The organism is Sphingomonas sp. GW821-FHT03E12 (assembly GCF_059420685.1).
This window is the reverse complement of sequence record NZ_JBWKUF010000001.1, coordinates 473,490-497,932: the sequence shown is the minus strand read 5'-3', so window position 1 is coordinate 497,932 and position 24,443 is coordinate 473,490. Positions and strand designations below refer to the sequence as shown.

Genomic DNA, 24,443 nt, shown 5'->3' with positions numbered 1-24,443 from the left:
TCTCCTGATATTCCTGTCAGTCAGTCGCGCGCCGCGGTGGTGGTGCGCACCACCAGCTCGGCGCTGTGGCGCTCGGCCTCCTGGTCTGCCGGGCCGCCTTCGAGAATGTCGATCAGCCGCAGCACCGCGCGGGCGCCCATCTCGGCGATCCGCACGCGCACGGTGGTCAGGCCGAGATAGCGGGCGAGCGGCACGTCGTCGAAACCCGCCACCGCGATCTGGCCGGGCACGTCGATCCCGGCATTGCGCAATGCCTGCAGACACCCCAGCGCCATCATGTCGTTGGCGGCGAACACCGCGTCGCAGGGGATGGCGTTGTCGATGATCGCCCGGGCGGCGGTCTCGCCTGCTTCCTCGGAGAAGTCGCCAGTGAGCACCACCGGGTCGAGCCCGTGGCGGGCCATTGCCGCGCGATAGCCCTCGGTCCGCTCGCGCGCATCGACATTGCCCTCCGGCCCGGCGATATGCAGGATCCGGGTACGCCCACCGGCGACCAGATGCGCGATCATCGCCTCCATCGCCGCGAGATTGTCGAGCCGCATCGTGGGCCGGTCGTCGATTTCCTCGGGGCCGTTGATGAACAGCGATGGCAGGGTCGGCGGCAGCGCGGACTGGAGCATCGCCGCGGACAGATGCGGCGCCATCACGATCAGCCCGTCGACCCGCCCGCGCATCGCGCGCAGCGCGTTGGCGGCCTGTTCGCTTTCGTCATGGATGTTGGACAGCAGCAGCACATAGCCACGGCGGCTCGCCTCGCGGTCCATGCCACGCACGAACTCGCTGAAGAATTCGCCGTGGAGATCGGGCAACACGACGCCAACGGCGTGCGCGCGGGCGAGGCTGAGACTGCGCGCGCCGGCGTGCGGGACGTAACCCAGCTCCGCAGCCGCGGCCATCACCCGCTCGCGTGTTTCCTGGCGGACATTGCCGAGGCCATTCAACGCGCGCGATACCGATGCGATCGATACCTGCGCCCGCCGTGCCACATCGCGGATCGTCGCCTCGGCCATCTATCCCCTCACTCCCGAAATGATTACGTATTCGGGCGGATCATTCGCGATTGCAAATTGCAAGTTTCACCGGCATGTAACCGGTTACGGTTCGGCGCGACAACCCCAAAAACATGGGGCCGCCCGGTCAATTCGCATTCCCCTCGCGCCGCGGTTTGGCGCGATGCGTTCAGGAGAGGATTAGAAATGCTCGACACCCGGATTTCCCGCCGCGCGGCGCTGATGGGCGCTGGTGCGATCGCGGCGTGGCTCCACAGCCCGGCGCATGCACTGCTGAGCCAGGCTGCGACGGTCGAGGTTCCTCCCTTCATCGACGCGCTGATCGCGAAGATGACGCTCGCCGAAAAGGCGGGTCAGCTCAGCCTGATGGCTTCGGCCTGGGGCGGCAGCACAGTGATCAACCCGGCCAGCGGATCGAACGCCAATTTCGAGCAGCAGGTCGAGGAAGTCCGCAAGGGCATGCTCACCGGCGTGTTCAACGGCAGCGGCACGCATATGTGCCGGATCATGCAGAATGCCGCGATGAAGGACTCGCGGCTCAAGATTCCGCTGATCTTCGCCGCCGACATCATTCACGGCCACCGCACCATCTTCCCGGTTCCGGTGGGCGAGGCGGCGAGCTTCGATCCGGCGCTGGCGGAAAGGACCGCAGCCGCCGCATCCTATGAAGCCGCTGCCGCGGGCATCGACTGGACCTTTGCGCCGATGGTCGATGTTGCGCGCGACCAGCGCTGGGGCCGCACCATGGAGGGCGCGGGCGAGGACGTGCATCTCGGCAACCTCTTCGCCGCGGCGCGCGTGAAGGGTTTCCAGGGCGCCAGCCTCAAGGCGATTGACACGATGATGGCCTGTGCCAAGCACTTCGCCGCCTATGGCGCGGCGGAGGCGGGGCTCGACTACAACACCGTCGATGTGTCCGAGCGGACACTGCGCGAAGTCTATTTCCCGCCCTTCGAGGCGGCGTTCGGCGCGGGCGCGCTGTCGGCCATGTCCTCGTTCAACGAGATTTCGGGCATCCCCTCGAACGGCAATGAGTGGCTGATGCGCACCGTGCTGCGCGACGAGTGGAAATATCAGGGCTTCGTCGTCTCCGATTATACCGGCGACATGGAGATGATCGACCATGGCTTCGCCGCCGATGCGCGTGAGGCGACCAAGATCGCCTTCATGGCCGGGGTCGATATGAGCATGACCAGCGGCTTCTACCGCGATCACCTGCCCGACCTGGTCGAAAAGGGCGAAGTGCCGATGGCGCGGGTCGACGAATCGGTGCGCAAGGTGCTGGCAATCAAGGCCAAGCTCGGGCTGTTCGAAGATCCCTTCCGCCGCATCGACGAGAAGCGCGAAGCCGCGCGCAGCCGCACCAAGACAACGCTGGCACTCTCGCGCGAGATGGCGAAGAAGTCGATCGTCCTTCTGAAGAACGAGGGCGACGTGCTCCCGCTGCGCAAGGGCGGGCAGAAGATCGCGATCATCGGCCCGTTCGCGGCCGGCCAGCACGACCTCAACGGCCCGTGGTGCGTCTATGGCGACAACAAGCTTGCGATCGACCTCGAAACCGGCGTTCGCAACGCGCTTGGCAAGAGCGCGCGGATCACGGTGGTCAAGGGCTCGGAGGTCGAGGCGCCGCTCCCCGGCGGGATCGACGCTGCGGTCGCCGCTGCCCGCAACGCCGATGTCGTGCTGCTCGCGATCGGCGAGAGCGAGCGCATGTCGGGCGAGGCGCAGTCGCGCACCAGCATCACCGTACCTGCGCCGCAGCAGGCGCTGGCCGAAGCGGTCGCCGCGACCGGCAAGCCGGTGATCGTCGTGCTCAAGAACGGCCGTGCGCTCGCGCTCGAAGGCGCGGTCAAGAATGCGTCCGCGATCCTCGTCACCTGGTTCCTGGGGTCGGAAAGCGGCAATGCGATCGCCGACGTGCTGTTCGGCGACTACAGCCCCTCGGGCCGTCTGCCGATGAGCTTCCCGCGCGAGCCGGGCCAGCAGCCCTATTACTACTCGCACAAGCCCACCGGCCGCCCGAATCCGAGCGACGCCAAGCTCGAAGAGTATAAGACCCATTATCGCTCGATCCCGAACTCGGCGCTCTACCCGTTCGGCCATGGTCTGACCTACGGCAAGATCGAGTATGCGAACCTGACCCCGGACAAGGGTACGATGGCGTGGAACGGAGAGATCGTCTTCACCGCGACGATCACCAACCGCGGCACCCGCGCGGCGGAAGAGGTGGTTCAGCTCTACATCCGCGATCGCGCGGCGAGCATCACCCGCCCGGTCCGCGAGCTCAAGGCGTTCCGCAAGATCGCGCTTGCACCGGGTGCGTCGGAGACGGTGCGCTTCGTGCTCAAGCGGTCGCAGCTCGAATTCATCGGCCGCGATCTGAAGCCCACCGTCGAGCCGGGCCTGTTCGACGTGTGGATCGCCCCTTCGGCGCAGGCGCAGGGGGTCCATTCGACCTTCACGCTCACCGCCTGATCGAGACGCTTTCCCGGCCCTGCGGCCGGGGGTCCGGCACCGCTTCCCCCTCCCTCCCCGGGGCGGTGCCGGATCGCGTTGTTCGTGGCTGAATTCAGCTTCGCTGAATAGCCGCACCAGCCCGCTCCCCCTCCCGGCCACCCACGCCAGTGTATCTTGATGGGTGGCCGGGAGGGGGAGCGGGCCGGTACGGCTCACCAAGCACTATCTCCGCAGATCCTTCACGATCCGCGCATGCTCCCCGCGCCCCAGCGGGTTGAGCGCCATCAACAGGCACGACAGCGCCAGGAATCCCAACGGCACCAGCGCGATCGTCAGCCGCATCGCGGTGAGGGTTGCCGCGCTCTGGCCGATATTGGCGACATAGCCCGCGCGCTCGAAGCCGATGCCGATGATCGCCGTGGCGATCCCGATCGCTACCCGCTGCAGCAGCGCCGCCATCCCGAACACCGCGCCCTCGACGCGCAGCCCCGTTCGCTGCTCGCCATATTCGATCGTGTTGGGCAGCATTGCCCAGAAGACGAAGTTGAGCCCGACGATCATCGCCTGCATCGCCATCAGATAGGCCTGCATCACCCCGGCACGGTGGATGTCGAACAGCGCGAACAGCGCGAGCCCGAGCATCGCCAGCGCCGCCGCGAGGAACCATAGAGCCCGTGTCCCCAGGGTCCGCTGGAGCAGCATCCACAATGGCACCGACACCGCGCTCACCACGCTCATCGACGCCAGCGCCAGCTGTCCCCCGCCCTCGTCACCGAGGAAATATTTGAAATAATAGAGCACCGACTTGTTGAGGATCGTCACCGCGATGATCATCGCCACCATGGCGAGGTTGAGGGTCACGAAGGCGCGATTGCCGGCGATCGCCTTGAGCGCCGCCCATACCGGCACCGGTTCGCGCCGCTCGGGCACGTCCGCCTCGCGATAGGTGAGGCCGACCCAGGCGAGGATCGCCGCACCGGCGACCGCAAACAGCAACGCCGCGCCGAGATAGGCGTCCGCAGCGGCCCTGGTCCCGAGCAGCATCCCGCCCAGCGGTACCGTGCCCAGTGCGACCACCACCGCCGCCAGCGTGCCCGACAGCATCCGCACTCCGGCGACATAGGCGCGGTCGTTGCTGTCGGCGCTCACCCGCGCGCTCATGGCCAGATAGGGCAGGTTGATGAAGGCATAGGCGGTGCGAAAGGCGATATGTCCCGCGAACACCCCGACCATCCCCCACCAGCCGGGAACGGCGGGGGGGAGATAGGCGAGCACGAACCCCAGCCCCAGCGGCACGCCGCCGATCGCGACCAGCCGTCCGAGCCCGCCCTTGGGCTCGCGCCGGTCGGCGAGCAGCCCCGCAACGAAATTGGCGACCCCGTCCCATACCGACGCCGCCATGAAGATCGCGGCGGCCGCCGTGACCGGCAGGCCGAGCGCGTCGGTATAGTAGAACAGCAGGAAGAGCATCGCGCTCTGCCAGTAGAGGTTGAACGCGAAGTCCCCGAAAGCGAACAGCGTCAGGCGCGCACGGGAAGGGCGGGCAGGGGTCACGGCCCGGCCACGGTGATGGTCGCGGCCTTGGCGGAATCGGGAACCGTAAAGCGGATGCGGTCGGCGCTCTCGTCCATCTCCGCCGCGATTTTCCGCCGCCCGAAGCGCACCGCGCCAAGATCCGACACTGCGTGCACGGTCAGCGCGATCTCGCTCCACCAAGGCTTGAGCTTGCCCGAACGCGGGTCGAAATCGATCCGCAGCCCCTTCGGCGTCGTCGAGCAGCGAAAGCTCTGGCGCAGATAGGCGCCGCGCTCGATCGCCCGTGCCTTGCCGTCGTCGAGATAGATCGCGCCGTGGCAATCGTCCCCGGGATAGACCAGCAGTTCCAGCGCGCCCTTGGGGGGCTCGCTCAGGCTCTGGACCAGCGGCTGGCGCGGGATGATTGCCCCGGCGCGCACGAACACCGGAAGCCGGTCGATCCGCGGCATCTCGGTCACGCTGTCGGCGGTCTTGCCCGCCGTCGCCACCACCGAACGTCCGGTCCAATAGTCATACCACCCGCCCTTGGGCAGGCACACGTCATAGGCTTGCGGCGATTCGGGCTTGGGCGACGCAGCAATCATCAGGTCGCTGCCCAGGGTAAAGCTCATCGGCGAATCGCAGCCCGACGAGGTATAATCGTAGAAGACCGGGCGCATGATCGGGTCGCCCGACCGCGCCTGCTGCTCCGCCACGGCATAGAGATAGGGGAACAGGCGATAGCGTTCCTCGATCGCCTGCCGCCGCAGCGCCAGATGTTCCGGTCCATCGATCCAGGGTTCGCTGCGCGGTGTATTCACCGCTGCGTGCACGCGCATCACCGGAGTGAACGCGCCGATCTGGATCCAGCGCGTCAGCAGATCGGGGCTGGGTCCGCCGGTGAATCCGCCGATATCCGCAGCCGAGTAGGAGAACCCCGACAGGCCGAGATTGACGAGCTGCTGCACCGACAGCTTGAGATGATCCCAGGTGGCATTGTTGTCCCCGGTCCAGGTCACCGCATAGCGCTGTCCCCCGGCATAGGTGGCGCGCGTCATCACGAACGGGCGCATGGTGGAATCGAGCTTCTTCAACCCCTCGAACGTCGCCCGGCTGTTCTGCATGCCATAGACATTATGGACCTCGGCGTGGCTCGCCTCGCGCGCCGCAAAGCCGTCGCCCTCGATGCGGTGGACATTGTCGAGCGGCATGGTCTTGGTCGGCGTCTCGAAGATCGCCGGTTCGTTCATGTCGTTCCAGAAGCCCGCAATCCCGGCGCTGACGAAGTCCTTGTACAGCCCGCCCCACCAGTCGCGCGACGCTGCGCGGGTGAAATCGGGGAACACCGAATCGCCCGGCCAGACCGGCGCGACATAGGTCCGGCCCCTGGCCGTACGCAGGAAATGATTGCCCGCGGCGCCACTGTCGAACGGCGCATAGCCCTGGCTTGGCGCGTGGGCGATGTGGAGATCGGTGATCGCCACCAGCCCGATCCCGTCGGCCTTCAGGTCGGCGGCGAGTTTGGGCAGGTCGGGAAAGGTCTTGGGGTTGGTCGTGAAGGGCCGGTTGCGGTCCTGGAAATCGATGTCGAGCCAGATCACATCGGTGGGGATGCGCTCCTTGCGCAGCCGCGTGGCCAGCTCACGTACCTCGGTGTCGGACATGTAGCTGTAGCGCGATTGCTGATAGCCGAACGCCCAGGGCGCGATCAGCGGCGCCTTGCCGGTCAGCCCGTGATAGCGCTGGACCACTTCGGACAGCATCGGCCCGGCGATCACATAATAATCGACCGGGCCGCCCGGCGCGCCGATCTTCAGCTCGCCGTCGCTGCGGTGCCCGAAATCGAACCAGCTGCGCGTCGGATTGTCGAGGAACAGGCCATAGCTGCCGAACCCGCCGCCGGTGGTGGCATAGAAGGGGATCGACTTGTAGGTCGGGTCGGTCTCGCGGCCATAGCCGAACGTGTCGGTGTTCCAGTGGACATAGCTCGCCCCGCGCCGGTCGAACGGCCCGGTCTTGTCGCCCAGCCCGAAATAGCGCTCGCCGACCGGCATCTGCTGGGTCAGCTCGAAACTGCCGTCCGCGCGCATCACCGGATCGGCGGCATCGGCCACCACCAGCCGTCCGCCGCGCTCATGCACCGTCAGGCGCAAAGTCGCCGGATCGACCGTCACCGTCAGCGCGTCGGTGTCGAAGCCGTCGGCGCGTGCGATCACCTTGGCCGTTCGCGCCCGCACCTCGGCGGGCACTGCCCAGCTCGCATCCTCGGGCCATTGGCCGTCGCGCGCCATCCGTACGCGCAGCACCGATGCGGACAGCGCCGTCACCCGCACCGCCATCTCCCCGCGCGTCACCTCGACGCCATCGTCCAACGCCCGCACCTGCGCCGACGCGGGGGCGGCCAATGCAATGACCGACAAGGCTGTCAGAAGCAGTCTCATCCGATCCTCTCCGGTACGCGCATACACTATCGTTATTCGGCGGCGAGCAGCGACTCCGCGCCGCCCAGGTCGACCGACACCAGCCGGCTTACCCCGCGCTCGACCATCGTCACGCCGAACAGGCGATGCATGCGGCTCATCGTCGCGGCATTGTGGGTGACGATCAGATAGCGGGTCGCGGTCTCGCGGGTCATCGCGTCGAGCAGGTCGCAGAAACGCTCGATATTGGCGTCGTCCAGCGGCGCATCGACTTCGTCGAGGACGCAGATCGGCGCCGGATTGGTCAGGAACAGGGCAAAGATCAGCGCAACCGCGGTCAGCGCCTGTTCGCCACCCGACAGCAAGGTCAGCGACTGCAGCTTCTTGCCCGGCGGCTGGGCCATGATCTCCAGGCCCGCTTCGAGCGGATCGTCCGAATCGACCAGTTCCAGATGCGCCTGCCCGCCGTTGAACAGCGTCGTGAACAGCCGCCGGAAATGCTGGTCGACCGCCTCGAACGCCGCCAGCAGCCGTTGCCGCCCCTCGCGATTGAGCGTGCCGATGCTCCCGCGCAGCCGGTGCACCGCCTGGATCAGCTCGTCGCGTTCCTTCGCGCTGTTCTGCGCGCTCGCGGTCAGTTCAGCGAGCTCGGTCTCGGCCACCAGATTGACCGGCCCGATCCGCTCGCGCTCGGCGATCAGCCGGTCGTGGGCGGCGGATTCGTCCTGGGGTCCGCGCACCGTCTCCTCGGCGAAGCCGGCGCGTTCGGGCAGCAGCGGCGGCGGGCATTCGAACCGCTCGCCCGACAGCCGCCCCATCTCGATGCGGCGCATCTCCTGATTCTCGTGCCGCGCCACCGCGCCCGCCCGGCCCTCGCGCGCCTCGGCCAGCGCCTCGCCCGCGGCGCGCACCGCGCCCTCGGTGTCGCGCAGCGCGCTTTCGGCCTCGCGTTCGGCCAGCTGCGCCGCCGCGCTTTCGATCCGCGCTTCCTCGTTCGCCTTCTCGGCGTGCAGGATCGCTGCGTCGAGCCGAGCGGGCTTATCCTTCAGCGCCTCTGCCGCTTCCGCCAGCTCGACCGCGCGCGCGTCCATCTCGGCGATTCGCTTCGCCGCTTCGCCCGCGCGCGCTTTCCAGCTCTTGCTCTCCGCGATCGACGCCGCCAGCCGTTCGCGCGCCGCTGCCATTTCGCGCTCGAGATTGCCGCGTTCGGCGCGCGCATTGGCCGCCGCGTTGCGCCGGGCCTCGGCCTCGGCGGTCAGCGCCGCTACCTTGGCCCGCGTCGCGCTCCCGTCGGGCAGGGCCGCGCGTGCCGACTCCGCGCGCTTGAGCTCGCCATTCGCCTCTTCCAGCTCGGCGGCGGTGCGCGCGCGTCGTGCTTCCAGGTCGGCGCGCTGGCCGTCGAGCCGTTCGAGCGCCGCCGCCGCGCGATCTTCCGCCCGTGCCGCCTCGCGCGCGGCGGTCTCGCTATGGTCGAGGAGGCGCTTGCATTCCGCCGCCGCGCGCCGCGCTTCGGCGATGTCGCTATCGATCCGTGCCAGTTCGGTATCGGCTGCGTCGACTGCGCGTACCGCCGCCGGGCGCGCCTTCTCGATCGCGCGCAGCCGGTTGACGCGCTCGAGCCGTTCGGCCGCCGCCGCGCCGCCGCTCTTCGCGACATAGCCGTCCCAGCGCCGCAGCACGCCCGCCAGCGTCACCAGCCTCTGCCCGACCGCGAGCGGCTGGCCCTCGTCGCTTTCCGCCACCAGCACCTGCGCCAGCCGCCGCGCGAGCACGCCGGGTGCCTCGACATGCCGCGCCAGCGGCGTCGTTCCCGATGCCGCGCCCGGATCGCCCTTCTGCGCCTCGGCGCCCGCCCAGTGACGCTCATCGGCCGGGTCGAGCCCTGCCTCCAGATCGTCGCCCAGCGCTGCGGCGAGCGCGCGTTCGTATCCGGGATCGACTTTAAGCTTGTCGAGCAGCCGGTCCTTGCCGCTCGGCCGCGTCGCCTTGGTCAGCGCCGCCGCCTCGCTATCGAGCTGCGCCAGTTCGGCATGCGCCTCCGCGCGAGCCGATTGCGCCCGCGTCCGCGCGTCCACTGCGCCGCGTTCGGTCGCGTCGGCACGGGCCAGGCCGGTGCGCGCGGTCTCGGCCTGGCGCTCCGCCTTGGCCTTGTCGTCCGCGGCCTTGGTCCGCGCCTCCTTGAGCGGCGCTGGGTCGCCCAAAGCGTGAATCTCGGCGGCGACCCGCGCAACGTCGCGTTCCGCACGTTCTACCCTCCCTCTCGCAGAGGTGAACGCGGCGTCGGCGACGCGGGCTTCGGCCGTTTCACTTGCCTGAGACGAAAGTGCCTGCGCCAATGAAACTTCGGCATCACGCGAATTGCTCTCCGCGCTCGCCAGCATGGACTCGAGCGACGGCATCCGTCCCTCGGCGTCCGCAATCCGAAGCTGCAGCGCCTTGGCCTCGTCCTCCAGCCGCGCCAGCGCGTCGGCGGCGTCGTGTGCCAGCGCGCCTTCGCGCCCCTTGTCCCCTTCCAGCCGCGCGGCGCTGTCGGCCAGCTCGGCGATCCGACGCTCGACGCTCGCCCGTTCGCTGCGCAGCCCGGCCAGCGCGTGCATCGCCTCGCTCGCCCGATCGCGCACCGCCAGCGCCGCGCCGCGCGCGCTGGCGAGCCGGTCCGCCACCTCGCGCTGCGCCGCCAGCGCATTTTCCTGTGCCTGCGTCCGCTCCGCGACCAGCGCCTCGGCCGCCGTCGCCTCCTTCTTCGCCGCGTCTGCCGCGTTCGCCGCCTCACGCCATCGGGCAAAGATCATCCGCCCCTCGGCGGTGCGGATCTTGTCGGAAAGCTCGCGATAGCGTTCGGCCTGACGCGCCTGGCGCTTGAGTGCAGCGGCGCGCGCCTCCTGGTCGCCGATCACCTCGTCCAGCCGGGTCAAGTTCGCTTCAGTTGCGCGCAGCTTCTGCTCGGCATCCTTGCGCCGGACATGCAGGCCGGAGATGCCCGCCGCCTCTTCCAGCATCTGCCGCCGCTCGCCCGGCTTGGCCATGATGATCGCGCCGATTCGTCCCTGGCTCACCAGTGCCGGCGAGTGGGCGCCGGTCGCCGAATCGGCGAACAGCAGCGCCACGTCCTTGGCGCGCACGTCACGGCCGTTGATGCGATAGGCCGATCCGGCGCCGCGCTCGATCCGCCGGACGACCTCCAGCTCTCCCCCAGAATCATCGGCGCCGCCCGGCTGCTCGGCCAGGATCGAGACTTCGGCGAAATCGCGCTGCGGGCGGGTCGCGGTGCCCGCGAAGATCACGTCCTCCATGCCCGCGCCGCGCATCGACTTGGCGCTGTTCTCGCCCATCGTCCAGCGCAGCGCTTCGAGCAGATTGGACTTGCCGCAGCCGTTCGGCCCGACGATCCCCGTCAGCCCCGGTTCGATGCGCAGGTCGGCGGGATCGACGAAGCTCTTGAAACCGGTCAGGCGGAGCCGCTTGATCTGCACCTTAGGCTTGCGCTCCCCCCGCCCGGATCATCGTCAGGCGCCTGCCTGCTTCAGCGCCGCTTCGACGCTGCGCCAGTCGCCCGCCTCGATCTTGCTGCCGTTGAGGAAGAAGGTGGGCGTTCCGCCCACGCCCTTCTCCGCGGCTGCCTGCGCGTCGGTGGCGATCTTCTCGATCGCGGCGCGATCGGCCAGGCATTGTTTCGCCTTGGCTTCGGGTATGCCGCGCTGCTGGACGAAGTCGATATAGCCCATCTCGGTGGCGAGCCAGCCCGCAAGCGCGACCGGGTCGTTCTGAAGCTGGCCATAGCGTTCCTGCGACAGCTTCGACTGTTTCTCAAGAAAGGCCGGCTGATTCTCGAACATCTGGTCGAGGACCGGGAAGAAGGCCTCCTTGGCGACGCAATGCCCTAGCAGGATCGACGGGATATCGACCGGTCCGTGAACCGGGAAATCGCGAAATTCGTAGGAGACTTTTCCGGTCTTCACATAGCGCTCGACCAGCGGCGTATAGCCCTCGGTATAGAAGAGCCGGCAGCCCGGGCAGAGGCGCGATCCATATTCGACCAGCTTCAGGCCTGCATCGGGATTGCCCATGCGATAGCCGTCTTCCGGCGTCTGGGCGACGGTCTGCGACCAATCCTGACCTGCGGGAGGGGTAACCGTTGCGACCGACCCGGCCGGCGCCGTGACATTCGCGGTATCATTGCCGCCGCATGCCGACAGCATCGCCGCCGCCGCGAACATCAGTACGAACCGCATCGATCCCCCTCCCGTTGTTCAGCCCCGGTGGCGCCCGATCACGCGCCCGCCGCCTTCAGCGCCGCCTCGACCTGCGGCCAGGTGCCGGTGTTCTCGAGCACCTTGCCGTTGAGGATGAAGGTCGGCGTGCCCGGGATGTTGTATTCCTTCTGGGCCGCTTCGTTGCCCTTGACCAGCGCATCGATTGCACCCTGATCGGCAAGGCACTGACGGGCCTTGGCTTCGGGGACGCCGCGCTGCTGGACGAAGGCGAGATAGCCATAGCGTTCCGCAAGTGCCGCGGTGCGCTGGGCCGGTGCCATCGCCTCGACCTGCTGGAAGAAGGGATCGCCTTCCTTGGGTCCGCCCTGGAGCAGCGTCGCCTGCTGCTCGTACATCTGGTCCATGATGGCGAAGAACGGACCCGGACCCGCGCACTGGCCGAGCAACGCAGCGCCCAGATCGATCGAGTTGAGCAGGAAGTCGCGGAATTCGAAGCTGACCTTGCCGGTCGCGACCTGGGCCTTGAGCGGCTCCATGCCGGTGGTAGCGAAGGCGGCGCAATGGCCGCAGGTCCGCGATCCATATTCGATCAGCTTAATGGGCGCGTCGGGATTGCCCATGCGGAAACCGCCCTCGGCGGTCTTCTCGACCTTGTCGGTCCATTGTGACCCCGCCGGTGCGGTCGCGCCCGCTACCGGCGCTGCCGGCGCCGCGGCCGTGCTGTTGCCGCTCTCGCCGCCGCCACACCCCGCCAGGATCACCGCGGACGCCAGGCCAATCGCAATACGCATCAGTTCTTTTCTCCGTTCGAAACGTCGTATTTCAACGCGCGCCGGCGGCGCGCAGTTCGGGTTGCAGCGTCGACCAGTCACTGCCACCGGCGGCCTTGCCGTTGACCGTGAAACTGGGCGTTCCCTGGATCGTCTCCCAGGCGGTCTTGGTCATCGCGGTGACCTTATCGAGGTCGGCGGACGCGGCAAAGCAGCGGTCGATCGTCGCGGCGGACATGCCGCGCTTCTGCATCAGTGCCGAGAGGCCCGATCCGTTCGCCGCGGCCTTGATCCGCGCGAGTTCAGGCTGCGACTGAAGCGATGTGGCGTTTGCCTGCCACCAGGTCCGGCCCTGTTCGAACCAGCTTGCCTGCGCGGCAAAGATGGCCTGGGTCGCGCTGCCGAAGCCTTTCGGCCCGGTGCAGCGCGCGAGCAAGGCCGCCGCCATGTCGAGCGGATCGCGCACTGCATGGCGGAACTCGACCCGCACCACGCCGCGGCGGACGAGGTCGTCGTAGAGCGGCGCTTTCGATTCCGCGACGAAATGCGCGCAATGCGGGCAGGTATAGCTCAGATACTCGACCAGTTTCACCTTGGCGGCGGGGTTGCCGGTCAGGATCGCGCCCGACGTCGTCTGCACGACATGGCTGCGCCAGTCACTCACCTTCGGAGCCGGCTTGGCTGCTGCCTTCTTGGGCTGCTGCGCAAAGCCGGCGGTGACGAGCAGCGGTGCCGCGATCAGGGCCATGGACAGGCGGAACAGGCGCATCAATCGATCTTTCCGAGTTTGAGCACGGGGGTCGCAACCCCGGCGGCAAGTCCTTCGAGCACCGCGCGCAGTTCCGGGTCGGCGATCGCGCGCAGGCTCTCACCCATTTCCGCCGGCAGCGGTGCGGGCGCGGGTTTGGGTACGGGCGCGGGCACGCGAGCGACCTCGCCCTGACGGATCGCGACGCGTGCGACCGCGGGATAGCCGAAGAAGCGGTTGACCCGCTCCATGATCTCTGGCGCGATGTGCATCATCATTGGCGCATGCGCGCCCTGAACGACCAAGTTGAGCACGCCGTTCGAGCGCTCGCCGCGTGGGAAGCGGATCGATTCGGGCGCGGAGACGTCGGCATAGCGTTCGCCGACGATTTCGCTCCAGCGGCGTACCACCGCGCTCTGGACAAAACCGAATTTGCGGAATGCGACGCGGCCGACATCGGGCACCAGATCCGCCACCTGGCGGATGCGGTTGCTGCGCTTGGGCTCATCGGTGGTGGCGCGCGGCTTACTCATCGCGCCAGTCCATGCCATAGCCGGGGCGTGCCCGCCAATCCTTCTCGCGACATCGCTGAACCGCTGCTGCGCTGGTACGATGCCAATGCCCGCGTCCTGCCCTGGCGCGCGCCGCCGGGCAGTCCGGCGCCCGATCCCTATCGGGTGTGGCTGTCGGAGGTCATGCTCCAGCAGACCCAGGTCGCGACGGTCATTCCCTATTTCGAGAAATTCACCACGCGCTGGCCCGATTTCGCGAGCCTGGCGGCGGTTGAGGATGCCGACCTGATGAGCGCCTGGGCAGGCCTCGGCTATTATGCGCGCGCCCGCAACCTGCTCGCTGCCGCGCGCGCCGTGGCCACCCGGCATGGCGGGCGCCTTCCCGCATCCGAGGCCGAGCTGCGCAATCTGCCCGGCTTCGGCGCCTATACCGCGGCGGCCGTCGCGGCGATCGCCTTCGGCCAGCGCGCGGTGGTGGTCGACGGCAATGTCGAGCGGGTGGTCGCGCGGCTGTTTGCGGTGGCCGATCCGCTGCCGGGCGCGAAGCCGCGCATCCGCGATCTCACCGATTCGATCACGCCGGATGCGCGGGCCGGGGACTTCGCGCAGGCGATGATGGATCTGGGCGCGACGATCTGCACGCCGCGCTCGCCCAGATGCCTGCTCTGTCCGCTTGCCGATCGGTGCGATGCGCGAGCCATGGCGACGCCGGAGGACTTTCCGGTCAAGGCGCCGAAGAAGGCGCGGCCGGTGCGCTACGGCACCTTCTTCTGGGCCGAACGCGGCGGCAAGGTGCTGCTGGTCCGCCGGCCGGACAAGGGGCTGTTGGGCGGGATGCGCGCCTTTCCGACGGGTGTCTGGTCCGAATCGCCACCGGCGCTGGCCGATGCGCCCTTCGCCGCCGACTGGACGCTGCGCAACGCCACGGTGCGCCACGTCTTCACGCATTTCGAGCTGGTTGCCGCGCTTGCGACTGCAACGATCGGCGGCCACATAGGCGCACCGGACGGCGAATGGTGGCCGATCGCCGATCTCGACTCGGCGGGGCTGCCCACGGTGTTCGCCAAGGCGGTGAAGGCGATCGGGAGGAGCGAATGAAGCGTTTCTGGCTGGCTGGCGGCGCTGCCGCGCTTGCGATCACCGCGGTGACGGGAGCCTTGGCACAGGCTGTCACATCGGCGCCGGTTCAGGATGCCGTCGGGGCGGATGCGGTTCTCGCGCTTGCCCGCGCCTATGTCACCGACAGGAAGGCGCCGGGCATTTCCATCGCCTATGCCAAGGGCGATCGGCCGCCGCTCTTGGCTGCGGCCGGTGCGATCGCGGACGATGCGGGCGCGGCGAAGGCAAGCGCCGATTCGCTGTGGCGGGTCTATTCGATGACCAAGCCGATCACCGGCATCGCCGCGATGATGCTGGTCGAGGACGGCAAGCTGAAGCTCGACCAGCCGGTGAGCGACTTCATTCCCGGCTTCAAGTCGATGATGGTGCTGACCGATCCGGCGAACAGCCTCGCCAGCCGCCCCGCTGCACGGCCGGTCACGGTCCGGCATCTGCTCACCCACACCGCGGGTCTCGGCTACACGATCGTCACCAAGGGGCCTTTGCTCCACGAGTATGAGCGGCTGGGGATCGTGCCCGCCGCGATCAATCCGGGCGTCGAGCCCAATCTGCGCAAGGTGCGCCCGACCTCGCTCAAGGAGTTTGCCGATCGCGTCGCGACGCTCCCGCTGATCGCCGATCCCGGGACCAAGTGGAGCTATTCGATCAGCCTCGACGTGCTCGCGCGCGTGGTCGAGGTCGCGAGCGGGATGCCGTTCGAGCGGTTTGTTCAGACGCGCATGTTCGATCCGCTCAAAATGAAGTCGAGCTACTGGACGGTGCCGCAGAGCGAGATCGGGCGGCTCGCGACCAACTATCTGTGGACCGGCGAGAACCGTATCCCGATGGACCCGGCCAAGGGATCGGTCTTCGCATCGCCGCCGTCCTTCCCCTATGGCGGCGCCGGCCTCGTCATGTCGGCGCGCGACTATGACCGTTTCCTGCACATGCTGCTCAATGAAGGCACGCTCGACGGCGCCCGCGTGATGAAGCCCGAAACGGTGCGGCTGGCGATGTCGAACCTGTTGCCAGCGGGCGTTGTGTTCGATCGGGCTCCGGGCGGCAGCGGCGGCGACACGGCGCCGAAGATGGGCTTCGGTGCGGGCGGCTCGGTCTATCTGGAGAGCGTGCCGGGCGGGCCGGGCAAGGGCACCTATGGCTGGGGCGGGGCTGCGGGGACGATCGCCTGGGTCGATCCGGCGAACAAGGTGCGGGCGACGGTGATGGTCAATTATTTCCCCAGCGACAAATGGCCGTTGCGTGCGGACGCGGTGAAGGCCGTCTATTCGGACGTCGCCCGCTGATGCGCGCTGACGTCGGCTTCACCGGTGCGGTGCTCGATCGCGCCGACCGCGAGCGCAACAATCCCGAGGCGCTGGCCGCGGCACTCGGCGACTGGCGCGCACGGCTGCTCAGGCTCACCGGGCTCGAGCCCGAGATCGACCGCGAAGGGCAGCTGGTCTGGACCAGCCTCGCCGACCTGCCCGAGGGCAGCGAGCCGCTGTTCCTCGGCTATATCGGCGGCAAGCCGCATTTCGTGCCGCTGGCGATGGGCGAACGGCACGGCGTGACGCGCTCGCCCGCTCTGTTCCAGATGCTGGGACTGATGCCCGCCGATCAGGCGGGTCTCTATGCCTGCGCGCGCAGCCTGGTCGACTGGCATCAGCGGCACGGCTTCTGCCCGGCGTGCGGCAACGCTACCGAACTGTTCCGCGCGGGCTGGGCAAGGCGCTGCCCTTCCTGCGCCGCCGAGCATTTTCCGCGCACCGATCCGGTGGTGATCATGCTTGCCGAATATGAGGGGCGTGCGCTGCTCGGCCGTCAGGCGGCCTGGCCCGCGGGACGCTATTCGGCCCTGGCCGGCTTCGTCGAGGTCGGCGAATCGATCGAAGAGGCGGTCGCACGCGAGACGCTGGAGGAAGCCGGCATCGTTGTGGGCAACGTTCGCTATGTTGCCAGCCAGCCCTGGCCGTTCCCGTCCTCGCTGATGATCGCCTGCATCGCGCAGGCCGAGGGTGATTCGCTCACCCTCGACATGGACGAGCTGGAGGACGCGATCTGGGTGACGCGCGACGAGGTCCGCGCGGCGCTCGACGAGCGTCCGGACGCCCGATTCGGCGCGCCGCCGCCCTATGCGATTGCCCACACGCTATTGCGCGCCTGGCTGGGCGATTAGCCCGCCTGAATCAGCTCGATCGTCTCGCTTTCGCCGGTCATCAGATAGGGGATGCTCGCGGCATAGAGCCCGAGACCGGCAAGAATCAGGAAGGTGAGGACGATCCCGATCGCGCGTCCCGGCTTCCACCCGTCCATGCCGAACGCGTGAAGGATACGTGCGACGACGAACAGGGCTGCAACAACCCACAGCCATTCCACCGTACCTACTGCGAGCTCGATCAGCGCAATCAGGATCAGCACGATCGGTGCGTATTCGGCGAAGTTGAGCTGTGCGCGCATCCTGGCGGTCAGCCGCTCGTTGCCGCCATCGCCGATCGAAATCTTTTCGGACCGCCGCAGGATGCCCACGCGGAAGGCGAGCCAGAGGTTGAGCAGCGCACAGGCGGCGGTCGTGGCGAGCGCCACGGGCAGGATGATCGCGTCCATTGGTTCTTGGTTCCCCTTTTGACCGCTCTTCGCTGCCACGCCGCGCGCCGCCTTGCAACTTGGACGAAAATCGGTATAGGCGCTCGCTCGCTTCGTGACAGGCCTGACCGGCGGTCCGGCGAGTGCCGGCTTCTGCCGCGCTTGCCCGTTCTCCGCTGCAGGCCTAATCGCGATCCAGTTTTTAGACGACACGATCCAAGAAGGTTGCCGAAATGGCCGTCCCCAAGAGAAAAGTTTCGCCGAGCCGCCGTGGCATGCGCCGGTCGCACGACGCGCTGAAGGTCGAGGCGTTCCAGGAATGCCCGAACTGTGGCGAACTGAAGCGCCCGCACGTGCTGTGCGGTGCCTGCGGCCACTATAACGGCCGCGAGATCGTGTCGGTCGAGGGCTGACACGATTTAAAGGGGGCCTGACCACATGACCTCCAGCGAACGAATCGCCGTCGATGCAATGGGCGGCGACGAAGGGCTGGCGGTCATGCTCGCCGGAGTCGCGCGCGCGCGGTACCGGTTCGAGGGGATGCGCTTCCTGTTGGTGGGCGACGAGGCCGCGATTCGCGAGGGCCTGAAGTCGCACCCCAATCTTACCGCCGCGTCGGAGATCGTCCACGCGCCGGAAATCGTCACTGCCGAAGAAAAGCCCAGCCAGGCGATTCGCCGGGCCAAGGTGACGTCGATGGGTGTCGCCATCGATCTGGTGAAGAAGGGCGAGGCCGCGGCTGCCGTGTCGTCGGGCAATACCGGCGCGCTGATGGCGATGTCGAAGCTTGCCCTGCGGACCATGCCGGGAATCGACCGACCCGCGCTCGCCGCGCGCATGCCGACGCTCGGCGACAATGACGTCGTGATGCTGGACCTTGGCGCGAACACCGAGGTCGACAGCCGTAATCTCGTCCAGTTCGCGGTGATGGGCGCCGCCTATGCCCGCACCGTCCTGGACCTCAAGGCGCCGCGTGTCGCGCTACTCAACATCGGCACCGAGGAACTCAAGGGCACCGACATCATCCGTGATGCCGCGCAGCAGTTGCGCGCCGCGACTCACCTGCCCTTGAGCTTCACCGGCTTCATCGAGGGCAACGCCCTGTCGCGCGGCAATGTCGACGTGATCGTGTGCGACGGATTTGCCGGCAATATTGCGCTCAAGACGGTCGAAGGCACCGCGCGCTTCGTCGCCGATCTGCTTCGTCGTGCCTTTTCGAGCTCGACCCGTTCCAAGATCGGTTTCCTGATCTCGCGGCCGGCGACCGAGCTGCTGCGCCATCACCTCGATCCCAATAATCACAATGGCGCAGTGTTCCTTGGTCTCAACGGCATCGTCGTGAAGAGCCATGGCAGCGCCAACGAATTGGGCGTCGATACCGCGATCGGGGTTGCGGCCAAGATGGTGCGTGACGATCTCACACGGCGGATCGCTGAGGATCTGGGTAATTTCGAGGCCCAAGCTGCATGACTGAATTGGTGCGTCGCGCCGTGATTACCGGAACCGGATCGGCCCTTCCGCCGCGCCGGGTCTCGAACGCCGAGCTCGCGGAACAGGTGGACACGAGCGACGAGTGGATCGTCGAACGGACCGGTATCCGTTTCCGGCACATTGCTGCCGAGGGCGAGACCACGTCCACGCTGGCAACCGACGCGGCCAGGGCGGCGCTGGCGGCCGCTGGTATCGAGGCATCGGCAGTCGATCTGATCGTTCTCGCCACCGCGACGCCCGACCAGACCTTCCCCGCCAGCGCGACCAAGGTGCAGGCGGCGCTCGGCATCAATGACTGCGTCGCGTTCGATGTCGCGGCCGTCTGCTCGGGTTTCCTCTACGCGCTGCAGGTCGCGGAGAGCATGATCCGCGCGGGCAGCGCCGAAAAGGCGCTCGTCATCGGTGCGGAGACGTTCAGCCGCATCCTCGACTGGGAAGACCGCGCGACCTGCGTGCTGTTCGGCGATGGTGCGGGCGCGATCGTGCTCGAGGCGCAAGCGAGCGAAGCTGCGGGCGGTCGAGGCGTGCTCGCGACCAAGCTGCATGCGGACGGGCGGCACAACCAGCTCCTTTATGTCGATGGCGGTCCCTCCACCACCGGTACGGTCGGCAAGCTGCGGATGAAGGGCAAGGAAGTGTTCCGCCACGCGGTGGTCAATCTTGCCAGTGTGATGGGCGAAAGCCTCGCAGCGGCGGGGCTTGAGGCTAGTGACGTCGATTGGGTGGTACCCCATCAGGCGAATGCCCGCATCCTGGACGCCACCGCGAAGAAGCTTGGTCTCGCGCCGGAAAAGGTGATCGTCACCGTCGATCAGCACGCCAATACGTCGGCCGCATCGGTGCCGCTTGCTCTCGACGCAGCGGTCCGTGACGGGCGCATCAAGCGCGGCGATCTGCTGGTGCTTGAGGCCATGGGCGGCGGTTTTACCTGGGGCGCATCGGTCGTCCGTTTCTGACACAGCGCCCCGTACGCTGCTTGTCACGATAGCGTAACGGCGGTTGCGCCATGATATCCGTGTGTTACAGTGACAATGCCCGGGTTGGAGAGTTTGCGATGGCCACCGCTGCGACGCTGACGAGAGCCGATCTTGCCGATGCGCTGCATCGCGAAGTCGGTCTGTCGCGCGCGGACGCTTCGCGGCTCGTCGAACAGATCCTCCGCCACATGTGCGAGGCCCTTGCCGAGGGCGAGAATGTGAAGATTTCGGGCTTTGGCAGCTTCATCCTCCGCGACAAGGGCGAACGGATCGGCCGTAACCCGAAGACCGGGGTCGAGGTGCCGATCGCGCCGCGTCGTGTGCTGACCTTCCGTGCCAGCCAGATGCTGCGCGACCGGATCGTCAACGGGGGATGAGATGACCACCGGGCCGGAAAAGGGCGCGTTGGACAAGAAGCCAGGCGCCTTCCGGACGATCGGCGAACTTGCCCAGGAAATCGGCCGTCCCCAGCACATCCTGCGCTACTGGGAGACGCGTTTCGCGCAACTCCGGCCGCTCCAGCGGGCCGGCGGCCGGCGCTACTATCGCCCGGAAGATGTGGCGTTGGTCCGCCGGATCGATGAGCTGCTGGGCAAGCAGGGCTATACGATCCGCGGCGTCCAGAGACTGCTGGCGGGCGAGCGGGGCACGGGCCGCAAGCAGTCGGGCGAAACGCTTGCCGATGTCCGCGACGCGCTTGCGCGGGCGCTCAAGGACGACGGCGGCTGACGGTCAATCCTCGGTGGGGCCGAGCGCGGGATCGAGGTCGCGCGGGCGAGTGAAGCGGATCAGGGTCCCGCTGCCGGCGCGGATCGCCGTCCAGTCTGCGACATCGAAGGTCATTTCGGCGAGCGCGGCGGTCGGAAACTTCTCCTCGACCGAGTCCCGCAACGTGTCGCCGCTGCGATCGGGGACCAGCGTCAGGATCAGATCTTCAAGGCCGGGATTATGCCCGATGAGCAGCGCGGTTTGTGCCTGTGCCGGGAGTTCGTGCACGACATCGAGCAGGCTTCCGGCTGAGGCGAGGTAGACGCGCCGATCCCAGGCGGGGGCGAGATCGCTGCCATAGCCTGCCTCAAGCTGCTCGACCGTCTCGACGATGCGGACGGCGGGGGAAGCAACGACATGGTCGAAGGTCATTCCCTCGCTGCGCAAATAGCGGCCGACGGTGAGTGCTGCGCGCTGTCCCCTGCCGTTGAGGGGCCGGTCGAAATCACGTGCGACGGGGTCGTCCCAGCTCGATTTGGCGTGGCGCAGCAACGTCAGCGTCTTCATCAGGCCTCCGGAGGGACGATTGCGGGCGCCTTCTGCCCCAGTGGCGCGACAGAAGAAAGCCGTTCGACGCGCCGCACCGCCTCATCGAGCGTGATCCGTGACACCGGCGTGCCCGGCGGGAAGGCGCCGAGCAGGCGCGAGGGCATTGCGGCGGACAGCAGCACGAAGGCGCCGGCATCGTCGGCGCGGCGGATCAGACGCCCGAAGGCCTGTGCGAGTCGCGCACGGACGATGCGATCGTCATAGGTGCTGCCACCACCGGCAAGCCGCCGCGCTGCGTGAAGCACGCTCGGCTTTGGCCAGGGCACACCCTCCATCACCACCAGCCGGAGCGATTGGCCGGGCACGTCGACGCCGTCGCGCAACGCATCGGTACCGATCAGCGAGGCGCGCGGATCGTCGCGGAAGATATCCACCAGCGTTCCGGTATCGATCGGATCGACATGCTGCGCGTAGAGCGGCAACCCTTCACGTGCGAGCCGGTCGGCAATGCGCGCATGGACCGCGCGCAGCCGGCGGATCGCCGTGAACAGGCCCAGTGTTCCGCCCTGCGCTGCGACGATCAGTCGCGCATAGGCCCCGGCGAGGGCTGCGGTGTCGCCGCGCTTGATGTCGGTGACGATCAGCACCTCGGACCGCGTGGCATAGTCGAAGGGCGAGGCGGCTTCGAACAGGATGGGCGGATGCAGCAGATGCTGGGCGCCGCTGCGTGCTTCCGCCACCTCCCAGTCGCCGCCTGCCCGCAAGGTGGCGGAAGTGATGAGCGCGCCATGGGCAGGCTTCAGGACCGTTTCGGCGAAGGGCCTGGACGGGTCGAGCCAGCGGCGGTGCAGCCCGACATCGATTTCACGCCCCTCGATCCGTTCGACCGCAAGCCAATCGACAAAATCCTCGGTGGCCGGACCGCCGATCCGCGCGATCAGGGCAAGCCAGGCAGCGACCGTTTCGGCACGCCAGCCGAGCGATGCGATCGCCCCCTCGATCCGGGCACGCGCCTGACCGTCCATCCAGTCCGGTGCTTCGTCGAGTACCGCTTCCAGGCGGCGGCCGAGTGCGATCATCGGCCGCATCAGCCGTTCGAGCGCGGCGGCGGCAGGCCCCGCGGCGTCGATCAGCGTCGCATCGGGCTCGGCCAGCTCGGTCTCGATCCCATAGCCCGCCTCGCCCGAACCATCGGTATCGCGCGCATAGGCGAGGCCACGCACCGCGGCGAGGAGGTGCTCGACCGCTCCGAAGGGTTGCCCTTCGGCGAGCCGTTGCAGCCAGCCGTCCGATGGCAGCGCGCGTGCGGCATCCACTGCCTCGGCGATCGCCTGCGCGCCCGCATCGTCATAGCTGGCCACGTCGGACAGCCGCGCGGCAAGCCCGCGGCGGCGGCCGCGCGAACCGGCTTCGGGCCCTGTGATCCAGCGGCGCAGCTCGATCGTCTCCTGCCCGGACAGCGCCACGCCGAACATCGCATCTGCTGCGTCGAACAGGTGATGCCCTTCGTCGAAGACGTAGCGCGTTGGGCGTGTCGCGGTCTCACGGCCGCGGGCGGCGTTGACCATGACCAGTGCGTGGTTGGCGATGACGATTTCGGCGTCGATGCTGGCTCGTGCGGCGCGCTCGATGAAGCATTTGCGGTAGTGCGGGCAGCCCGCATAGACGCACTCGCCGCGCCGGTCGGTCAGCGCGGTGGAGCCGTTGCGGCGGAACAGTGCCGGGAGCCAGCCGGGCAGATCGCCGCCGACCATGTCGCCATCGGCGGTATAGGCGGCCCAGCGCGCGGCGAGCTGGGCGAGGATCGCCGCGCGGCCCGCGAACCCGCCCTGTAGCGCGTCCTCCAGATTGAGCAGGCAGACATAGTTCTCGCGCCCCTTGCGCGTGACAATGCGGCGTTTGCGGACCTCCGGATCGGCGAACAGCCGCTCGCCCTCATGGCCAAGCTGGCGCTGCAAGGCCTTGGTGAAGGTCGAAACCCACACCGGCCCGTCTGCCTTGGCCGCCCAGAGCGAGGCGGGGGCGAGATAGCCCAGGGTCTTGCCGATCCCGGTGCCTGCCTCGGCCAGCACCAGATTGGGCGAATCGCGGATCGTACGCGGCGCGAAGGCGGAGGCGGCGGCCTCGGCATAGAGCCGCTGGCCCTCGCGCGCCTCGGCTCCGTTGCCGGTCAGCTCCGCAAGGCGCGCGCGGACTTCGTCCGGCTCGAGCATCACTGTGCGCGGCGGGGTGCGGGGCGGCTGTTCGGTCCATTCGGGCAGGCGGGAGAACAACCAGCGTTCGGGCTTCTCGGGACGGTTCAGCCGCTGGTTGAGCGCCGGTGCCCAGCTCCAGCGTAGCCGAGCGAGCGACTGGGCGGCGTGCCACGCGCCTTCGCGTTCCGGCCAATCGGCGTCGGCGATGGCGAGCATCGCCTGTGCCGCATCGCGGAGAAAGGCGGCGACGTCCGCATCATCCCCGGGCTCGGTCAGGCCGAGTGCGCGCGCGGCACCGCGCGGGGTCGGCACCATGAAGCGTGCGGGCCGGAGAAAGGCGAACAGCTCAAGCAGATCGAGCCCGGACAATTCGGCATAGCCGAGGCGCTGCGCCGCGAGTGGCGCGTTAAGCAGCACCATCGGGGTGTCGGCGGCCATGCGCACGGCTTCGCCACGGCTGACGCTGCGTGTGCCGTCGGCAGTCGCGACCCATATGCCGCTATGGCTCGCATGAAGGGCAGGATAGGGAAGCGCGTTCACCGCGCGTGATAGCGCAGCCGGCCGATGAAGCGCGACATGCTGAAGCGATGGTCCTTGCGGCCAGCGAGTTTCGCCTTGGCCATTTCGAACTGCATGATGTTCTCGATCCGGCGGGCGAGGAAGGCCCGGGTCTCGGCCTGCCCCTCACTCTCGTCATTCAGGAACACGGCGATGGTGGCGGCATAGATGCCGGCGAGCATCGCGCGTTTGGTGTAGTGGTTGTAGTCGGTGGCGGTATCGCCCGCGAGGCGCCACATCGTGTCGGCCGATCGCCAGCCGAGCCTGGCGGCGCGTGCGGCGTTCTGCGGCATCGCGAGGATCGCGGCGGCGCGGCGCAGCGCCTCGCGGTCCGGCGCGAGCGCGTCGAGCCGGGCCTCGACCAACGCGGTGATCTTGGCGCGGATCTTCATCGTGCCGAGGGTTTCGGGAGGCAACGCCTCTGCCATCCGCCGGTCGATATCTGCAAACCAGAGGTCGATCATCTCGACGGCATTGCCGGGTATCGCGAGCCGCGCGATGTCGTGATCCGCACCGATCGTATCGGCGGCAGCCTCGACCGCCTTCGCGCTCCAGCCGTCGAATGCGGCATTGGGTGCGAGGTACGGGGCGAGTGCAACGCGCAATTCGTCGAGCGTCATGTCCGGGACAGCGACCAT

The 24,443-nt window shown here is 68.0% G+C and carries 21 protein-coding genes; 9 read left to right on the top strand and 12 right to left on the bottom strand.

Going from position 1 to position 24,443, the window contains the following annotated elements; genetic code table 11:
* Nucleotides 1-20: 20 nt before the first annotated feature.
* Entirely contained in the window at nt 21-1,010 is a 990-nt protein-coding gene (locus AC07TU_RS02310) for a LacI family DNA-binding transcriptional regulator (protein ID WP_495186300.1), read from the bottom strand.
* A 186-nt stretch (nt 1,011-1,196) separates the two neighbouring features.
* Between AC07TU_RS02310 and AC07TU_RS02305 the strand changes: the two genes are divergently transcribed.
* Complete coding sequence (locus AC07TU_RS02305) at nt 1,197-3,485, top strand: glycoside hydrolase family 3 N-terminal domain-containing protein (RefSeq protein WP_495186299.1); 2,289 nt, start codon at nt 1,197-1,199, stop codon at nt 3,483-3,485.
* Nucleotides 3,486-3,689: 204 nt separating this feature from the next.
* On the opposite strand, the gene AC07TU_RS02300 is transcribed toward AC07TU_RS02305, so the two are convergent.
* Genes AC07TU_RS02300 through AC07TU_RS02270 form a run of 7 tightly spaced genes read right to left on the bottom strand, consistent with a single transcriptional unit; the run spans nt 3,690 to nt 13,667 of the window.
* Entirely contained in the window at nt 3,690-5,021 is a 1,332-nt protein-coding gene (locus AC07TU_RS02300) for an MFS transporter (RefSeq protein WP_495186298.1), read from the bottom strand.
* Nucleotides 5,018-7,423 (bottom strand): glycoside hydrolase family 31 protein, encoded by a 2,406-nt coding sequence (locus AC07TU_RS02295; RefSeq protein WP_495186297.1) that lies wholly within the window; start codon nt 7,421-7,423, stop codon nt 5,018-5,020. Before AC07TU_RS02295 ends, AC07TU_RS02300 begins: the two co-directional genes overlap by 4 nt.
* A gap of 32 nt (nt 7,424-7,455) precedes the next feature.
* Nucleotides 7,456-10,875: a chromosome segregation protein SMC gene (gene smc, locus AC07TU_RS02290; protein WP_495186296.1), complete on the bottom strand. Its 3,420-nt coding sequence runs from the start codon at nt 10,873-10,875 to the stop codon at nt 7,456-7,458.
* 33 nt (nt 10,876-10,908) lie between these two features.
* Nucleotides 10,909-11,634, bottom strand: a complete 726-nt coding sequence (locus AC07TU_RS02285) for a DsbA family protein (protein ID WP_495186295.1) — start codon at nt 11,632-11,634, stop codon at nt 10,909-10,911.
* Between the two features lie 38 nt (nt 11,635-11,672).
* Nucleotides 11,673-12,407, bottom strand: coding sequence for a thioredoxin domain-containing protein (locus tag AC07TU_RS02280; protein WP_495186294.1), 735 nt, complete (start codon nt 12,405-12,407; stop codon nt 11,673-11,675).
* Between the two features lie 31 nt (nt 12,408-12,438).
* Nucleotides 12,439-13,155 (bottom strand): DsbA family protein, encoded by a 717-nt coding sequence (locus AC07TU_RS02275; RefSeq protein WP_495186293.1) that lies wholly within the window; start codon nt 13,153-13,155, stop codon nt 12,439-12,441.
* Complete coding sequence (locus tag AC07TU_RS02270; RefSeq protein ID WP_495186292.1) at nt 13,155-13,667, bottom strand: DUF721 domain-containing protein; 513 nt, start codon at nt 13,665-13,667, stop codon at nt 13,155-13,157. The genes AC07TU_RS02275 and AC07TU_RS02270 overlap by 1 nt, the downstream gene beginning before the upstream one ends.
* A gap of 27 nt (nt 13,668-13,694) precedes the next feature.
* Between AC07TU_RS02270 and mutY the strand changes: the two genes are divergently transcribed.
* The 3 genes from mutY to nudC are packed head-to-tail and all read left to right on the top strand — an operon-like array spanning nt 13,695 to nt 16,920.
* A complete protein-coding gene (gene mutY, locus AC07TU_RS02265; RefSeq protein WP_495186291.1) occupies nt 13,695-14,744 on the top strand; it encodes an A/G-specific adenine glycosylase in 1,050 nt (349 codons plus the stop codon).
* On the top strand, nt 14,741-16,048 hold the full coding sequence (locus AC07TU_RS02260; protein ID WP_495186290.1) for a serine hydrolase domain-containing protein: 1,308 nt from the start codon (nt 14,741-14,743) through the stop codon (nt 16,046-16,048). The genes mutY and AC07TU_RS02260 overlap by 4 nt, the downstream gene beginning before the upstream one ends.
* Entirely contained in the window at nt 16,048-16,920 is an 873-nt protein-coding gene (nudC, locus tag AC07TU_RS02255) for an NAD(+) diphosphatase (RefSeq protein WP_495186289.1), read from the top strand. The genes AC07TU_RS02260 and nudC overlap by 1 nt, the downstream gene beginning before the upstream one ends.
* Here the strand turns inward: nudC and AC07TU_RS02250 are convergent.
* A complete protein-coding gene (locus AC07TU_RS02250) occupies nt 16,917-17,348 on the bottom strand; it encodes an MAPEG family protein (RefSeq protein WP_495186288.1) in 432 nt (143 codons plus the stop codon). The genes nudC and AC07TU_RS02250 overlap by 4 nt on opposite strands.
* A gap of 212 nt (nt 17,349-17,560) precedes the next feature.
* On the opposite strand from AC07TU_RS02250, the gene rpmF reads away from it, so the two are divergent.
* From rpmF to AC07TU_RS02225, 5 genes are all read left to right on the top strand, one after another.
* On the top strand, nt 17,561-17,740 hold the full coding sequence (gene rpmF, locus AC07TU_RS02245) for a 50S ribosomal protein L32 (protein WP_066572698.1): 180 nt from the start codon (nt 17,561-17,563) through the stop codon (nt 17,738-17,740).
* 25 nt (nt 17,741-17,765) lie between these two features.
* Nucleotides 17,766-18,797 carry a phosphate acyltransferase PlsX gene (gene plsX, locus AC07TU_RS02240; protein WP_495186287.1) on the top strand — a complete coding sequence of 344 codons (1,032 nt, stop codon included), beginning with the start codon at nt 17,766-17,768 and terminating at the stop codon, nt 18,795-18,797.
* Nucleotides 18,794-19,774 (top strand): beta-ketoacyl-ACP synthase III, encoded by a 981-nt coding sequence (locus AC07TU_RS02235; RefSeq protein ID WP_495186286.1) that lies wholly within the window; start codon nt 18,794-18,796, stop codon nt 19,772-19,774. The genes plsX and AC07TU_RS02235 overlap by 4 nt, the downstream gene beginning before the upstream one ends.
* Nucleotides 19,775-19,872: 98 nt before the next feature.
* A complete protein-coding gene (locus tag AC07TU_RS02230; protein ID WP_447727916.1) occupies nt 19,873-20,172 on the top strand; it encodes an integration host factor subunit alpha in 300 nt (99 codons plus the stop codon).
* A gap of 1 nt (nt 20,173) precedes the next feature.
* Nucleotides 20,174-20,524, top strand: coding sequence for a MerR family transcriptional regulator (locus tag AC07TU_RS02225; RefSeq protein ID WP_495186285.1), 351 nt, complete (start codon nt 20,174-20,176; stop codon nt 20,522-20,524).
* A gap of 3 nt (nt 20,525-20,527) precedes the next feature.
* Here AC07TU_RS02225 and AC07TU_RS02220 read toward each other — a convergent pair whose 3' ends face one another.
* From AC07TU_RS02220 to AC07TU_RS02210, 3 genes are read right to left on the bottom strand one after another with little or no spacing between them, the layout of a single operon-like run.
* Nucleotides 20,528-21,070 (bottom strand): SixA phosphatase family protein, encoded by a 543-nt coding sequence (locus tag AC07TU_RS02220; RefSeq protein WP_495186284.1) that lies wholly within the window; start codon nt 21,068-21,070, stop codon nt 20,528-20,530.
* Nucleotides 21,070-23,787, bottom strand: coding sequence for an ATP-dependent DNA helicase (locus AC07TU_RS02215; RefSeq protein WP_495186283.1), 2,718 nt, complete (start codon nt 23,785-23,787; stop codon nt 21,070-21,072). Before AC07TU_RS02215 ends, AC07TU_RS02220 begins: the two co-directional genes overlap by 1 nt.
* Nucleotides 23,784-24,443, bottom strand: a complete 660-nt coding sequence (locus AC07TU_RS02210; RefSeq protein WP_495186877.1) for a COQ9 family protein — start codon at nt 24,441-24,443, stop codon at nt 23,784-23,786. Before AC07TU_RS02210 ends, AC07TU_RS02215 begins: the two co-directional genes overlap by 4 nt.